The following is a 15528-nucleotide window of genomic DNA, read 5'->3' on the forward strand; positions in this document are numbered from 1 at the left end:
TTTTATAAAATTTTAATTAATTATATAATGTTTATATAATTTTTATGTTTTTTCAAAACGTTTTATAATCCATTATATAATAATTACTTTATATTTAAAATAAATATCTTTAAACTATCCCCATCTTACTCGGTCCAAAAACCAACCCCCACGACTTTAAATCCGAAAGTAAACCTCCAAAAACACCCTCTTTCCGCCAAAACTCAATCACAAAAAACACTATTTGTATAAAATATCACACAATATTCCCTCTAAATAAATCATATTTCTACTTCTTTATACAGTATTTATAGTATATAATTTAAGTAAGAAAACAAACATTCGATATTTTTGTAGAGACAAATCTATTTTACGGTAGATAACAATTTTCTCACCTCTGGCAATGGACACTTCTTTTTATTCTACCTAGTAATTTTCTAATTTTTAAAAGGAGGACTTTTATATTATGAGATTTAGTTTTTTTGGTTTTTCGCAGCGTGCAGCAATTGATTTAGGGTTAGATCCAGCGGATTTATTAATTCTTAGATGGTTTGTTGATTTTAGAAATTCTGGCAAAATGATTAGTAAAGAGATAGATGGCAAGATGTTTTATCTTGTTTCTTATAGTGCTGTTGCTGAGGACCTTACTATCCTTTATATGAAAAAAGATTCTGTTTATAGAAGATTTAAAAAAATGTGTGATAAAAATGTTTTAGAAAAACGAGTTATTAAAAGTAAAAAAACACTTGTTTATTTTAATACCGCCGAAAATTTTCCTAAGTTAGAAGACTTTTCTTTTATAGAAAAATATATTAAAAATATGAAAAAGGAAAATAGTTATAATTATACTCCCCCTCAACTTAATGATGATGAAGATACTTGCTTAGATGATAAGACTATATGTTGTGATAATAAGCATAATGCAGATATATGCGTAGATGATAACACTATCTGCTCTGATAATAACTGTGATGAAGTTCCATGCATAGATGATAAAGCTATATCTTCTGACAATAACCATAATACAGATATATGCCTAAATGATGACAATATCTGTTCTGATAATAACTGTGATGAAGATATATGTGTAGATAATGACGCTATGTCATCTTATAATAACCGTAATGAATATACAGAAGTTAGTCCTAAAAATACTAACCCTAAAACGATTAAATATGCGAAAGCTAAATCAAAAAAGTCTAAGCATAGTAAATCTAAATCTAAAAAAGCTAAATCAAAAAGTGCTAGACAAAATGTAATTAAATCCGAAAAAATTATAAATAAAAATGTTAGTAGCTCCAAAATTACATCTAACAATATTAAGAACTATGAAAATAAACCTGAAAAAGTTATATCACAAAAAACTCAGAAAGAAATTCAGTATGATGATAAATCTTCTAGTGATAAATCTCCGAATAATAGCTCTAATAATCCAAGTAATAATTTTTTTAATTTAAGACAACATCCTATATACTTAAAGCAAAAACTCATGCTTGAATTATTACATATTCTAGGTTTAAATCCAAAACCATCAATAAAAAACCAAACTCTACTGCTATAAAATGACATGGAAAAAAATCAAGACCCCATGGATTTAAATCAACAGGGTACGGAAAAAATTCAACACCCCTCGGATTCAATTACAAGCGGTACGGATGAGACACCGTACCTCCCGTATAGAAAACCGTACCCCTCGGATGAAACACCTGACTAAAAGATAAATCTATTATATAAATCTATTAAATCAGACACACGCTGCTTGTGGATTTTGTGTTATTGTTTAAATCAAGATTTCTGGATTATATGGCTCTCTTTTTTGATTTTCTAGAACCGCTTGATATAGAGTTTATTCAAAATTCGCTTGTAGCAATTGGGGGTTAGTTTACAGGTAATGCCTTGAAATATTTTGTGCAGAATAATAATATTAACAGAAAATGTATTGCAGATTTTTTCTATTTTGTTTAATATTATTACAAAGCCAAAAATTAGGAGGTAATTATGCACAAAATTTTAAATGTCGCTTTAATTGCACATGACAAGAAAAAAGATACATTAGTTAGCTTTTGTATCGCTTATGAAGGCATATTAGCTAAATACGGTCTATATGCGACAGGTACGACTGGTAAAAGAATTATGGACGAAACACACTTGGACATACATAGGCTTGCTTCTGGGCCGCTTGGTGGGGATCAACAAATTGGGTCTTTGATTGTAAATAAGGAAATCGATTTGGTAATATTCTTAAGGGACCCGTTAACTGCACAGGCTCATGAACCAGACATCCAAGCGTTAATAAGGCTTTGTGATGTTTATAGTGTTCCTATTGCGACTAATTTAGCTTCTGCGGAAATTTTTATAAGAGCTTTAAATGATGGAGAATTAAACTGGAGATTAGATTAATATTATAAAAAATAACCCTTTATGAGATGATTTTTTCATTCATCCCATAAAGGGTTATCTACTTTTATGTCTATTTCAATAATTCGTCTAAAATTTCTTGTATTTCGTCTTCACATCCGCCGCATCCTGTTGATGCTTCAGTCATTTCTTTTATATCGTCTACTGTTTTTGCGCCATCTTCTATAGCTTTTTTTATTGTTTCATAACTAACTTCCATACAATGACATACGATTCTATCTTCCATATTTTATACCCCCATTTGTTATTTTGAGTATACCTATGAAGTTACTTTTGATGTCGTTTCTGTTTGGTATATCTTTATATTTCATATATACCCATACTTTCTAACTAAAAACATTTTTAGTTAGATTTTTATTTATATTTTTGATTTTAATTTGTTGTAAGTGGATTTATATCCGTTACTGCTATAAAATTTATAGTATGATAACAATTTATAGTAATTGAAGGAGGAAATTATATGAATACAATAAAAATAGATGGTTTAGTAGGTGGGTATCCAGAACCGATTGATGGAACTTCTGAATGGTATTATTCTCAAAAAGGTACGGACGATTTTCTTGATTTATATGAAGCTGAAGAAATTGTCAAAGATGGACATGCTTTTGGCGGTATGAACTGTCATCTAATTCATTTTCCTGATGGCGAGGTATTTAGTCCTTTTGAACTCAGGGAAAATTTTTATGTTGAGGCTCCTGTGTGGGATGATGGAAAGTTTTATTTTTTATGCGTTGATTTTTCTAAAAAGACAATTCAAATATATTGTTATTATCCAGAAGATAAAAAACTTGAACTTATTGAAAAACTGCCACTTGATTGTGTAAAGGATTGTTATAACCTAAAGCTAAATGTTTCTCCTCTTATGCTTGGACGAGATGCTAATGAGTGTGTTTTCCAAATCATTTGGCCAGAAAAAATCAGTTTTTCCATAGGTTCTACTGAAAGTCTCATGTTTAGAGATGGTGATGATTTATATTTTTCTGAATGGCATGAAGACCCAGATTATCATGAATACGTAATTATTAGAGATTTTCATACTGGTGAAATTAAAGATAAATTTTCAGGAACTATCTGCCGTATGCCAAACGGCGTATTTTGGAGATTTTAATTGTTTCATTTTCTAACTTTTTACTATAAAATATAATTAGAAACTATATTTCAAGGGGGCAAATTTATGTTAAGTAAAAGCTTAGAAAATGCAATTAATGATCAAGTTACATTTGAGTTTTACTCTTCTTACACTTATTTAGCTATGGCCGCTTATTGTGAATCTATTGATTTAAGTGGTTTTGCTAACTTTTTTAAAGTACAAGCTAAAGAAGAAATCGATCATGCTATGAAGTTCTATGACTATGTGTTCCAAAAGGGTGGAACTATAGTTCTTGGCGAAATAGACAAGCCAAAAGACACTTATAAAGATGTTGTAGAAGTATTTGAAACAGGTTTAGCTCATGAAGAATTAGTCACTAAAAAAATATACAGCATTATGGATATTGCAGTTGCTCAAAAGGAACATGCGACTATCAGCTTTTTAAACTGGTTCGTCGATGAACAAGTTGAAGAAGAAGATAACTTTACAACTATATTGAAAAAAGTTAAAAGATGTGTGGACAACCCTCATGCATTATATATGATTGATGATGAATTGGCACAAAGGGTTTATGTTGCACCTGCTAGTAATGCATAATTTAGATTTTAAAAAATATTTTTAAGTTTACATAAAAACTGTGTAGCCTGGTCTTAGACTACACAGTTTTTTATAGATTTTATACAAATGTTTTGATAGATTGCTAAAGTAAATTTAATATTTAATTAGAAAGTTTTTTCAAAAGCTACTCTTTTTCCACCATCTTCTAAATAAACTATTCCACAATATTCAAATCCATTTTTCTTAAGTAAACTTTGCATTAATATATTATCTTCATGAGTATCTACCTTTATACTATGAATATTGTTTTGTTTACATACTTCTTCTGCATATTTTATTATTTTGTGTGAAAGACCTTTCCCCTTATGAGTGTTATCTACAGCTATTCTGTGAATTACGCCATAATCCCCGTTTGTAATCCATTTTCCATCTAGAATATTTTCATACGATTTCTCTTTTGCAAATGAAATTACAGTTGTTGCAACAATGTCATCACCATCCAACATTACATAACTTTCACCATTATTTATATCATTATTTATAACTTCTTCATTTGGATAATTATTTTGCCATTGGTCGATATTTTGCTCTTTGAAATATGCTTGGGCTTGTTTTACTATATCCATTATTTTTGTTATGTCTGATTTTGTTGATTTTCTAAATTCCATTTTATTCTCCTTTTTATTTAATACATTCAATCTAGATATATTTTATATAGCTAGATTAACTATAAATTATTTATTACTCAGTTACACATTTATTTAAAAATAAAAATCCTTCTTTAATATTTTTATGTTTTAAATAACTTACATCAAAGTTGAAAATTTTAAATACTAGCTGTATACATAATCCTAATCCGAATGTAATTATATACATCCCATGGGCTTAATCCTAAATTAGACTTCAACGCTAAAACTGTTGCACAAGCACAAAATATAAATCCTAGTAATAATTTACATAAGACTTTTAATATTTTCTTCATACTCTCACCTAGCCTTGATTTTTATACTCATGCCAATACTCTTCAATGTTTTCACTCATTTTTTTAATTAATTTTGTTGCCATTTCTTTTTCTTCTTTGCTAAAACCTTCAAAACTTATTTTTAACTGTTTAGCTTCTTCTTGCATTATAAAATCATATACTTTTAACGCATTTTCTGTCGGCGTTAATTTGTATCCTCTCTTATCCGATTCATCTTGTTCCTTGTTTATATATCCAAGTTCAATTAATTTTTGTACTGCTTTTGTAGTCGTCGTCTTATCAACTTTTAACATATTCGATAGCTCCACAAAATTTATACCTGGATTTTCACAAATCCTTGTTATAAATAAATATTGACCTTTTTTTAAATCGAATTGTTTATACTTCCAATCTGCTGTGGAATTTATTGCTCTTGATAATGCACCGACATATCTCAAAGTTTCATATTCTAAATTATTCATAATCTCACTCCTATTATATAAATAGTCCTTTTTAGTTGAAAGTTCAACTATTTTTTTACGAAATTTTTCATCCTTACAAAAAATACATCCACATAAAATGTATATATTTCCATATTTCAAACCATTATGGTTTTATTTCAAACCAAATTAAAATTTTTTTGTATAATTTATAAATTTTTTGTTTTTTCGCAAGTTTTTACAATTTTCTACATATCCTATAGGATATAATACTTTTTGTATTCCGAAATGACGAGGGTATGGAATTTAAGCAATTATTAAAAAGGTCATTAAAAAAATTATTAAAAGAGCCTTGGTTGTGGGGACTGTTATGGCTCAATAATTAAAAATGCCGCAAATCAATGATACATAATAAAAATCATTTCAACATGAAAAGAAGCATCCAGTTAAAACTGAAATGCTTCTTCCTTTTTTTATATTAAAAATTTAACCCCTAAGTTTTTGCCTTACCATTCAAATTGTCCATCTTCTTTAATTTTGAAAAAGTCAGAATATCCAAGGTCAAATACTCTTTCTTTTAAGTTTTCTACTTTTATTTTATCTTTTATAAGTTGAGTATAAACTCCAACATATGAGATGTCTCCTTGTGCTATGAAACCAGTCAGAACATTATCTTTTATTACTGCTTTTTTATAATTTTCACCATCTGTATATGTAAATACATCATAAGTGTCGTCTGCTGGCGTGATAAATCCTATTGAAACTGTAGGTATACCCATAAAGTTCATTGTGTTTTTAAACTCAAATGTATCGTCTATTGTGGCTTTTTTTCCTGCCATGTTTGTCGCTGCTACTTGTGCTTGTTTTGTGGCTAATGGCCAGATTCCTGTTCCTGTTATGTCACCTGCTGCGTATATATCTTGTTTATTTGTTTCACATTTTTCGTTTATTTTGATTCCTTTTTCTGTCTCAATTCCTGAACCTTTTACAATTTCTATATTAGATCTTACTCCTGTCGAAACTATCAACAAATCACAAGGAATTATTTCTCCATTTTTTATTCCAATACCTTTTATATTTCCATCTTCGTCTAAAAATACTTCTGATGCCATGCAATTTTTAAGGATTTTTACTCCCTTTTGTTCAAACTTCTCTTCATAAACTTTAGCTGCTCTAATATCAAGTTGTTTATCTAAAATTCTATCTTCTGATGCGATTAATGTTAAAGTACCTACATTATCTAGCTCAACTAATCCTGCTAATGCGTCCATTCCGACAAGACCTGCCCCCATAATTACAATACGTTTAGAGTATTTTGCTTTTTCTCTAATCATTACAGCATCTTCTATATTTCTAAGTGGGTATACATTTTTGGCATCTCTCAAATTTTTAATCGGAGGAATAAACGCATTGGCACCTGCTGTTATTAACAACTTGTCATAAGCCAACTCTTCTTCTTTGTTTTCTTTTTCATATTTAATTTTTTTATTATCTGGGTCAATTGATTTTACTGTCGCTTTTTTTATCCAAGTTGCATCTTGCTTGTTTATAAAATCTTCGTCCACAAAATTAATTCCATCTATTGTTCTGTGTTCTGAAATTACATGGTGTAACATGCAACGAGAGTAAATTTTTTCGTCTTTTGATACTACAATAATTTTTGCGCTTTTGTCTAATTCTCTGATTGTCTTTACTGCAGTTATTCCAGCGATACTCGCACCTATTATCACATAAGTTTTTATATTTTCTTGTGAGGTTGTAGCTACATCTGATGATAATTCTACCTCCTCACTTTGTAATTCTAAAGCACCGCTTGGACAATTATACACACATAAAGGAATATCTTCCTCTTTGCACAAATCACATTTTATTATATCTTGTTTTGTTCTGTCGTCTGGTTTTAATATTCCATAAGGACAGCTCATTACACACATATAACATGATCCACATCGTTTCTCATCATAAGAAACAATCCCTGTTATAGAATCTTTTGTCATAGCTCCACTCATACATGTTGCAACACATTCTGGTTTGTCGCAATGTCTACAAGTTAGTGGAACTGGACTCTCTTCATAATTTAGTTCTATGTGATTTCTACTTTCTGTATCTATATTGGATAAATCTATAAAATATTTATCTTTATTTACATCTATAAAGCTATCGAATTTATGTTTTTCGCTACAATTTCTAGTCATACAGGCTACTACACAACTTTTGCACCCCGTACACAAATCTTTATGAATTATTATTCTGCGCATTTGACCACATCCTTAAAAATTATTTTAAACCTAAGCCTTTTCTTCTATCTAATATCTCTGATTCTAATATTTCTGCTGATGCTACTGGGTCTGGGTTTATTATTACACTTCCTCCAGTTATGTCTTTTAGCCCTTCTGTCAGAACTTGTGTCACTAATGGTCCTCCTGTTACAAATGGTGGTAAAGCTAGGTGAAGTGGCAGTCCTAAAGCTAAACCGAATGCTCCATCTGCTAGTGCTTGTTCTTCTAACCATTGTGGTGCAGAAAGTGCTACTGGTAATTGTGGTATATCTACGTTTAATGCCTCTGCCAATTCGCTAACAACTATTTCGATTCTTCCTATTGCTAGACATGGTCCAAAGTTTAGTACTGGTGGTATATTTAATTTTTTACATACTGCTTTTAAATTTTCGCCTGCTAATTCTTCTGCTCCAGGTGACATCAATCCTACGTTTTCTAGTCCACCTGTTGAACATCCTGCTGATAATACTAATATATCTTTTTTGATTAATTCTTTTACTAATTCGACTGTATGAACATCATGTCCGCCCGCAGTCATGTTTGAACATCCGACTACACCGACAACACCTTTTATTGTTCCATCAGCGATTAAGTCTATTAATGGTTTCCAATTCCCACCTAAGAATTCTTTTAAGTTCTTTTCACTAACACCTGTTAGCGATTCATCATAACCGTGGTCTTTTGGTATATCTATTTCTACGTTTCCTCTTCTCGCTTTGTATGCCTCTACTGCTTCATTTATCAATCTGTGGTCTATTTCATCAAATTTATCTCTATCTAATTGGATTAATTCTGCATTTTTCTTTTTAGCAACATCATCTAAACAAATCATTTTTACTTGTAATTTGTCTGCTATTGGTTCAAGCCCTGGCAATGTGCAGTTAAATTCTGAAACTACCATATCTACTGCCCCCGTTGCTAAAACTGCCTCACTTGTGTAGTTGTTTCCTGCGTGTCCTGCGAATATTTCTTTGTAGTGTTCCCCTCTTAATTGTAAATCTTGACCTACACATGTACATCCTACTAATCTGAATCCTTTTGCTCCTACTGATTTTGCTACTTCTACTGCTTCTGGTAATTTAATTTTTTCTTGGAAACTTGCAAATGTTGAATGTTGATGTCCTGTTACCATTATATTTATATAGTCTTCGTCGATTACTCTAAATCCTACTGGAGCCATTCTTATTACTGGGTCGCCTAAAACTATATCATTTAATAAGTTTGTTAAAGTTAATCCATATAAACCTGTGCAAATTCCTAGTGATAGACAATGCATTAACATATCTACTGGGTCTGAGCTTAAGTTTGTAGATGATTTTACACATCCATCAAATACTTCTGATTTTGCTCCACCTGGCATGATTCCAAGCTCTTTCCATTTATAAACTCTCATATGGTAAGCTAGCTTTTCAACTAATTCCATTTTTTCATATCTCGGTTTGTATAAATCTTTTAGGATTGCATCTGCTATTTTTACGCATCTTTTGTGTGGGTCATCATCAAATATTCCTAATTCTTCGCCTAATATGTTTAGAGCTTTTTCACTTTTTATAACCCCATTGTGTTCTCCAACATGTTTTACATTTAATGCTGTATTTTCAACAACGTGTAGATAACATGCTGCCCCTGCTGATACTGCTCTCAAGAAGTTTCTCGCTACTATTGTATCTGCATCTGCTCCACATATTCCTCTTGGTGATTTTGGAGTTACTCTACATGGTCCGTTTGAACATAATCTACAACAGACACCTTGAAGTCCAAATCCACATTTTACTTTTTGGTCGATTGTTCTTTGGAATGCTGTTTCAAATTCTCCTGATTTTGATGCTACAAAGTTTTCTAGTTTTTTGTCTGCACTTTGACACATTTTACAAGTGTTACAATTCATATTTTTTACTCCCCCTTATTAATTATTTTTTAATTTATTTATACCATAATTTACCACTAATAAACACCTAATTTGTTAATTTTTTAATTTTTAAGTTAGTTTCAAAACTTAGAATACAAACTATATATTCAAAATCCTAACTATTTTTGACCCAAATTCTTATTGTGATATAGAATAAACTTTGCTATAATTATAAGTGAAATTAAAATCATTATAAGGGGGATTTTAGTATGGCTTACAAAATAACAGACGATTGCGTTGCTTGTGGTTCATGTGCTGATGAATGTCCAAACGATGCTATAACTGCAGGGGACGACAAATACAGCATAAATGCTGACGAATGTTTAGATTGTGGATCATGTGCTGATGCCTGTCCAAACGATGCTATAGTTGAAGAATAATAGCAGAGAAGACTATCTGAGGGGGGTTCGACCTCGGATAGTTTTTTGTTGGGTTGTTTTTAATTTCAAAAATTTTGACATCAATTAAGGAGAATAAAGATATGGCTTACATAATAAGTGATGCTTGTATAAGCTGTGGTGCATGCGAATCAGAATGCCCTGTAGAATGTATATCAGCTGGAGATGACCAATACGTAATAGATGCAGATAGCTGCATAGAGTGTGGTTCTTGTGCTGACGTATGTCCTGTAGAAGCTCCAAGCGCTGAATAATTTGAACGTACTTTTTTATTTTTAATGAGAAGGCTAAGTGATTTTATCACTTAGCTTTTTTTAATATAATTCTAATGAAAGCGACTTTGTCTATTGATTTAAATTAACTTCATTTATGGTGGCAACGACTTTGTCCGTTACTTTAAGTTCACTTCGTTCATGGCGCCAACGCTTCCGTCCTTTGCCTTAGTTTTTTACAATAAAAAAGCTACATGAATCACGTACAAATTTCATGTAGCAGTTTATTATAATTTTTTATAAATGTAAAGTATCTTGATTACTCTTCTTTCATTAAGTATGATAATGTAAATAAACTTTCAGTTAAGTTTACATTTTCAACTATAATATCATCTGGTACTTTTAAGTCCATTGGCGCAAAGTTCCAAAGCCCTTTTACACCACATGCAACTAATCTATCAGCTAATTCTTGAGCTCCGTTTTTTGGAACACATAAAATACCTATATCTATTTTATTATCTTTTACGAAATCCTCAATACGATCTGAATCTAATATTTCAAAATCTCTTATCTTTAATCCAATTATTTTTGGATTAGCGTCAAATAATCCTTTTATTTCAAATCCAGCTTTTCTGAATCCAGAATAGTTAGCTATTGCTTGTCCTAAATTACCTGCTCCTATTAGAATTGCATTATATGGTCTGTCTAGCCCTAGAATTTTTCCGATTTCCGCATGAAGGGCTTCGATATTGTACCCATACCCTTGTTGTCCAAATCCACCAAAATTATTTAAATCTTGTCTTATTTGTGATGCCGTAAATCCTATTATTTCACTTAATTCTTTTGAAGATATTCTTTGTACGTCGTTATCAAGTAAGTCACCAAGATATCTGTAATACTTAGGTAGTCTTCTGATGACCGCCATTGATATGTTTTTACCTGCCATCGTCTCACCTCTTTTAATTTAATATTTTCATAACAATATAATTAAATAATACCATATTTTTTAAATAGTTTCATATATCCTTGATTATATTATATCAAAAGTTTATAATTTTAGGTAGTTTAAGGAGGTAGAAAACTTATGATCATTTTATCTTGCAATAATTTGAATAAAAGTTTTGGCGTAGATTCTATCCTTGAAAATGCTAGTTTTACTATAAATGAAGGCGATAAAGTCGGAATCGTTGGAGTTAACGGTACTGGAAAGACGACTTTATTCAAAATTATTTCCGGTGAATATGGATATGACAGTGGGGATATTTACACTTCTAAGGATTGTGAGATTGGTTATTTAGAGCAAAATACCAATTTTTATTCGGAAAATACTATATTAGAAGAGGTTCTTGAAGTATTCAGACCTCTTATCGAAATGGAAGAAAATCTTAGACAACTTGAAATCAAAATAGCTGAAGAAGGAAGTAAATCAGATTCTAAAATCTTAGATAAATTAATGGACGAGTACTCGCACAAAATGGAGCAATTTGCTGCAAATAACGGATACGGATATAAATCCGAGGCGAAAGGTGTTCTTATTGGTTTAGGATTTAAAGACAGTGACTTTGACAAGAAAGTTGATATTCTTTCTGGTGGGGAAAAAACAAGAGTACTTTTAGGTAAGTTACTTCTTAAAAAACCTACATTATTACTTCTAGACGAACCGACAAACCACCTTGATTCTGAGGCAATTGAGTGGTTAGAGTTCTTCTTAAAGCAATATAGAGGTACTGTTATGCTTATTTCCCATGATAGATATTTCCTAGACCAAGTGGTAAATAGAACTTTCGAAATCTACAACAAAAAACTTAAGACTTATAATGGTAATTACTCTGATTTTATAGAGCAATCTAAAGTCGAAAAAGAATTAGAACTTAAAAAATATGAAGACCAACAAAAAGAACTGAAAAAACAAGAAGAGTCTATCGAAAGGCTTAAGGCTTATGGTCGTGAAAAACATCTTAAAAGAGCTAGAAGTAAAGAAAAAGCTCTTGATAAGGTTGATGTTCTTGATAGACCTGAATTATACAGAAAGAAAGCAAAAATATCTTTTGACCCAGCTGTTGTCAGTGGTAATGATGTAATGCAAGTTAAGGATATTTCTATGGGATATGGCGATAGAATGTTATTCAAAGGCTTGAATTTCGAGATATATCGTGGGGAAAAAGTCGCTCTAATCGGGCCAAATGGAATAGGTAAATCGACTTTATTCAAAATAATAATGAATGAACTTACTCCTCTTTCTGGTGATGTGAAACTTGGTACAAATGTAAACGTGGCTTATTTCCACCAAGAGCAAAAAACTCTTGATTTAAATAATACAATTATTGATGAAATTTGGAAAGACAACACACATCTTACTCAAACTCAAATTAGATCTATGCTTGGTGCATTCTTATTTGAAAATGACGATGTATTTAAACAAATTTCTTCACTAAGTGGGGGCGAAAGAGCTAGAATAGCTATATTAAAATTAATCTTATCAAAAGCGAACTTCCTGCTTCTTGACGAACCGACAAACCACTTAGATATAGATTCAAAAGAAGTTTTAGAAGATGCCCTAAATGGCTATACTGGAACAATATTCACAATTTCACACGACAGATATTTCTTAAATACTGTAGTAGACAAAATCTTAGTATTAGACGAAAACGGAATTACTGAATATCTTGGTAACTATGACTATTACATGGCTAAAAAGAAAGAATCTGAAGAGATAAACGCTGTTGTTGAAGAAGAATCAGAAAAAACTAAAACTCAACTTAAAGAAGAAAAACGTCGTGAACGTGAAGAACGTGAAAGACAAAAGAAAAACAGAAACAAAATAGTTAATACAGAAAAAGAAATCGAGCAAATCGAAACTAAAATAAGTGAGCTTGATGAACTTCTTTGTTTAGAAGAAGTTTACTCTAACCCTGAACGTTCTAAAGAAGTTTCACAAGAGAAATCTAACTTAGAAGATAGACTTGCTGAACTTTATGAGCTTTGGGAAGAATTAATGTAATAATTTATTATTTAAATAAAAAAAGTTCTAGTTTACCTCATTTAAGTAGGTATCTAGAACTTTTTATTTTGTCTATTTAATCATATAGTCACTTTATTATATGAGCTTTTTTAATATTTAGAACTAATTTTAAATACTATTTTTTAGCTGCGACTATACTTATTTCAACTAATAAGTTTTCTCTAGCCATGTTAGCTTCTACACAAGCTCTTGCTGGCTCGTTTCCGTTTTCTACCCAAGCATCCCAAACTGAGTTCATATCAGCGAATAATGCCATATCTTTTACGTATATAGTTGCTGATAATATGTGGTTTTTGTCAGAACCATATTGGTTTAATATTGCTTCAGCTTTAGCTAAAACTGCTGCAGTTTGTTCTTTCATATCACCTTCGTCGTTAGTTAATCCACTTAAGTAAAGAGTGTTGTTATGTTCAACTACTTTACTCATTCTTCCTGTTCCTTCAAATCTTTTGATTTCCATGATGTCTTCTCCTATTTTGTCATAATTTGTTTATATAATTCTAAAAATTGTTAGTTATTTATCGAACAAAATCTAGATTATATTTTATTAGTTAATGTCTATTTTTAAGTTTGGCACTGCGTTTAATGACATATCATCAATTTTTCCATTTATAAAATTATGATATCCTGCACAACCTATCATAGCTGCGTTGTCTGTGCATAAATCTAATCCTGGGAATTTTATTTCTATGCCTTTTTCGTTTGCCATTTGTGTTATCTTTTCTCTTAGTGCTGAGTTTGCAGCAACACCACCAGATAAGGCAATTGTTTTGTATCCTTTTTCTTCGGCTGCATTGACAGCTTTTGTAGATAATACTTCTACTACTGCCTCTTGGAAAGATGCAGCAACATCTTCTACTACTATCTCTTGTTTTTTCATTTTTTGAGCATTTAAATAATTTAATACTGCTGATTTTAATCCACTAAAACTGAAATCATATGAATCATCTAAGTATGCTCTTGGGAATTCTATTGCATGTTTGTTTCCTTGTTTTGCAAGCTTGTCGATTATTGGTCCACCTGGATATCCAAGCCCCATAGCTCTAGATATTTTATCAAATGCCTCACCAGATGCATCATCTCTAGTTCTTCCAAGGATTTCATAATTTTGATAATCTTTAACCTCAACTAAGTGAGTATGCCCTCCTGAAACTACTAAAGTTATAAATGGAGGTTTTAAATCTTTGTGTTGTATATAGTTTGCATTTATGTGACCTTGCATGTGGTTTACTCCAACTAGTGGAATACCAAGCGTAAACGCAAGTGCCTTAGCATAAGATAATCCTACTAAAAGAGCTCCAACTAATCCTGGTCCATAAGTTACTGCTATATGGTCGATATCTTCTGCTTTTATTCCCGCTGTGTCTAGTGCCTCTTGATAAACTGCATCTATATTTTCAATGTGTTTTCTTGATGCAACTTCTGGAACTACACCACCGAACTTTTTATGTAATTCAATTTGTGTTGAAACTATATTTGCAAGTACTTCTCTTCCGTTTTTTAATACTGCAACTGCAGTCTCATCACAACTACTTTCTATCGATAAAGTTATTATATCCTTCATTGTTTCACCGCCTCATATTCTAGCTATTTATAATTTTGTATATTTGCGTTTATTAATTTTTTTATTTATATCATTCATTATGCAAATGTCATATTTATAATTCTGATAGCTGATTCCACATTATTATTGCGTCTTCTCTATCGCTATAATATTCTTTTCTGACTCCTGCCATTTTGAATCCATATTTTCTGTATAGATTTTGTGCAACTGTGTTTGAACTTCTAACTTCTAAAGTCATTGAAACTAATCCATGCTCTTTACAAAGTTTCACCATTTCAGCCACTAATCTATCACCTATTTTTTGTCCTCTATAATCGCTGTGTACTGCTACGTTTGTTATGTGACCTTCATCAACAACAAACCAAACGCCCACATACCCAACAATTACAGAATCCAACTCAGCCACAAGATATCTAGCTAAGTTGTTTTTTAGTTCATCCATTAGAGATTTTTTTGACCATGGATCATCAAAACAATTTACCTCTACTCTATGAACTCCATCTATATCGTCTTTTCTCATTGGTCTAATTATTAAGTTATTCATATTTAATTCTGTGCCCTGCCCCAAAATTGGGTTTAAATCCATATGTAAATCTTGATTTATATTATTTAGATTTTCTCGATTCTTTTCCATTTTGAAACCTCACTTTTCTCCAATATTATTAATTATTTTTGTAGACTAAATAGTATTTATATTT

General features: G+C 31.1%; 16 protein-coding genes. 7 read left to right on the plus strand and 9 right to left on the minus strand.

The genetic code is table 11. The features are described from left to right. Positions 1-445 precede the first annotated feature (445 nt). Both ABCM86_RS11555 and mgsA read left to right on the plus strand, forming a co-directional pair. Entirely contained in the window at positions 446-1540 is a 1095-nt protein-coding gene (locus tag ABCM86_RS11555; protein WP_337814456.1) for a hypothetical protein, read from the plus strand. A 437-nt stretch (positions 1541-1977) separates the two neighbouring features. Next, the gene (gene mgsA / locus ABCM86_RS11560) at positions 1978-2379 is read left to right on the plus strand and encodes a methylglyoxal synthase (protein WP_337814457.1); all 402 of its coding nucleotides are present in this window, start codon (positions 1978-1980) and stop codon (positions 2377-2379) included. 70 nt (positions 2380-2449) lie between these two features. Here mgsA and ABCM86_RS11565 read toward each other — a convergent pair whose 3' ends face one another. Then, positions 2450-2623 (minus strand): (2Fe-2S)-binding protein, encoded by a 174-nt coding sequence (locus ABCM86_RS11565; protein WP_007285829.1) that lies wholly within the window; start codon positions 2621-2623, stop codon positions 2450-2452. Between the two features lie 234 nt (positions 2624-2857). On the opposite strand from ABCM86_RS11565, the gene ABCM86_RS11570 reads away from it, so the two are divergent. Continuing rightward, on the plus strand, positions 2858-3505 hold the full coding sequence (locus ABCM86_RS11570) for a hypothetical protein (RefSeq protein WP_337814458.1): 648 nt from the start codon (positions 2858-2860) through the stop codon (positions 3503-3505). Between the two features lie 66 nt (positions 3506-3571). After that, positions 3572-4084 carry a ferritin gene (locus ABCM86_RS11575; RefSeq protein ID WP_278568860.1) on the plus strand — a complete coding sequence of 171 codons (513 nt, stop codon included), beginning with the start codon at positions 3572-3574 and terminating at the stop codon, positions 4082-4084. A 125-nt stretch (positions 4085-4209) separates the two neighbouring features. On the opposite strand, the gene ABCM86_RS11580 is transcribed toward ABCM86_RS11575, so the two are convergent. The 4 genes from ABCM86_RS11580 to cooS all read right to left on the minus strand — a co-directional run bounded on the left by ABCM86_RS11580 (position 4210) and on the right by cooS (position 9613). Then, positions 4210-4713 (minus strand): GNAT family N-acetyltransferase, encoded by a 504-nt coding sequence (locus ABCM86_RS11580; protein ID WP_343004045.1) that lies wholly within the window; start codon positions 4711-4713, stop codon positions 4210-4212. Positions 4714-5035: 322 nt separating this feature from the next. Next, complete coding sequence (locus tag ABCM86_RS11585; RefSeq protein ID WP_195930017.1) at positions 5036-5488, minus strand: MarR family transcriptional regulator; 453 nt, start codon at positions 5486-5488, stop codon at positions 5036-5038. 464 nt (positions 5489-5952) lie between these two features. Beyond that, the gene (locus ABCM86_RS11590) at positions 5953-7704 is read right to left on the minus strand and encodes an FAD-dependent oxidoreductase (RefSeq protein WP_337814460.1); all 1752 of its coding nucleotides are present in this window, start codon (positions 7702-7704) and stop codon (positions 5953-5955) included. Positions 7705-7723: 19 nt separating this feature from the next. Further along, positions 7724-9613: an anaerobic carbon-monoxide dehydrogenase catalytic subunit gene (gene cooS / locus ABCM86_RS11595; protein ID WP_337814461.1), complete on the minus strand. Its 1890-nt coding sequence runs from the start codon at positions 9611-9613 to the stop codon at positions 7724-7726. A 230-nt stretch (positions 9614-9843) separates the two neighbouring features. On the opposite strand from cooS, the gene ABCM86_RS11600 reads away from it, so the two are divergent. Both ABCM86_RS11600 and ABCM86_RS11605 read left to right on the plus strand, forming a co-directional pair. Next, the gene (locus ABCM86_RS11600) at positions 9844-10014 is read left to right on the plus strand and encodes a 4Fe-4S binding protein (protein ID WP_195930020.1); all 171 of its coding nucleotides are present in this window, start codon (positions 9844-9846) and stop codon (positions 10012-10014) included. A gap of 101 nt (positions 10015-10115) precedes the next feature. Beyond that, positions 10116-10286: a 4Fe-4S binding protein gene (locus tag ABCM86_RS11605; protein WP_195930021.1), complete on the plus strand. Its 171-nt coding sequence runs from the start codon at positions 10116-10118 to the stop codon at positions 10284-10286. 277 nt (positions 10287-10563) lie between these two features. Here the strand turns inward: ABCM86_RS11605 and ABCM86_RS11610 are convergent, their stop codons facing one another. After that, complete coding sequence (locus tag ABCM86_RS11610; RefSeq protein WP_195930022.1) at positions 10564-11190, minus strand: redox-sensing transcriptional repressor Rex; 627 nt, start codon at positions 11188-11190, stop codon at positions 10564-10566. 138 nt (positions 11191-11328) lie between these two features. Here ABCM86_RS11610 and abc-f point away from each other — a divergent pair, with 138 nt between their 5' ends. Then, on the plus strand, positions 11329-13245 hold the full coding sequence (gene abc-f, locus ABCM86_RS11615; protein WP_195930023.1) for a ribosomal protection-like ABC-F family protein: 1917 nt from the start codon (positions 11329-11331) through the stop codon (positions 13243-13245). Positions 13246-13381: 136 nt separating this feature from the next. On the opposite strand, the gene ABCM86_RS11620 is transcribed toward abc-f, so the two are convergent. From ABCM86_RS11620 to rimI, 3 genes are all read right to left on the minus strand, one after another. Then, on the minus strand, positions 13382-13726 hold the full coding sequence (locus tag ABCM86_RS11620) for a RidA family protein (RefSeq protein WP_195930024.1): 345 nt from the start codon (positions 13724-13726) through the stop codon (positions 13382-13384). Positions 13727-13813: 87 nt separating this feature from the next. Beyond that, positions 13814-14830 carry a tRNA (adenosine(37)-N6)-threonylcarbamoyltransferase complex transferase subunit TsaD gene (gene tsaD, locus ABCM86_RS11625; protein ID WP_295675583.1) on the minus strand — a complete coding sequence of 339 codons (1017 nt, stop codon included), beginning with the start codon at positions 14828-14830 and terminating at the stop codon, positions 13814-13816. A gap of 94 nt (positions 14831-14924) precedes the next feature. Next, positions 14925-15464 (minus strand): ribosomal protein S18-alanine N-acetyltransferase, encoded by a 540-nt coding sequence (gene rimI, locus ABCM86_RS11630; protein WP_343004048.1) that lies wholly within the window; start codon positions 15462-15464, stop codon positions 14925-14927. Positions 15465-15528 lie beyond the last annotated feature (64 nt).

The sequence above is a fragment of the Clostridium sp. 2218st1_F5_2218SCRN_220325 genome, from assembly GCF_039062665.1.
Classification (GTDB): Bacteria; Bacillota; Clostridia; order Peptostreptococcales; family Peptostreptococcaceae; genus Intestinibacter.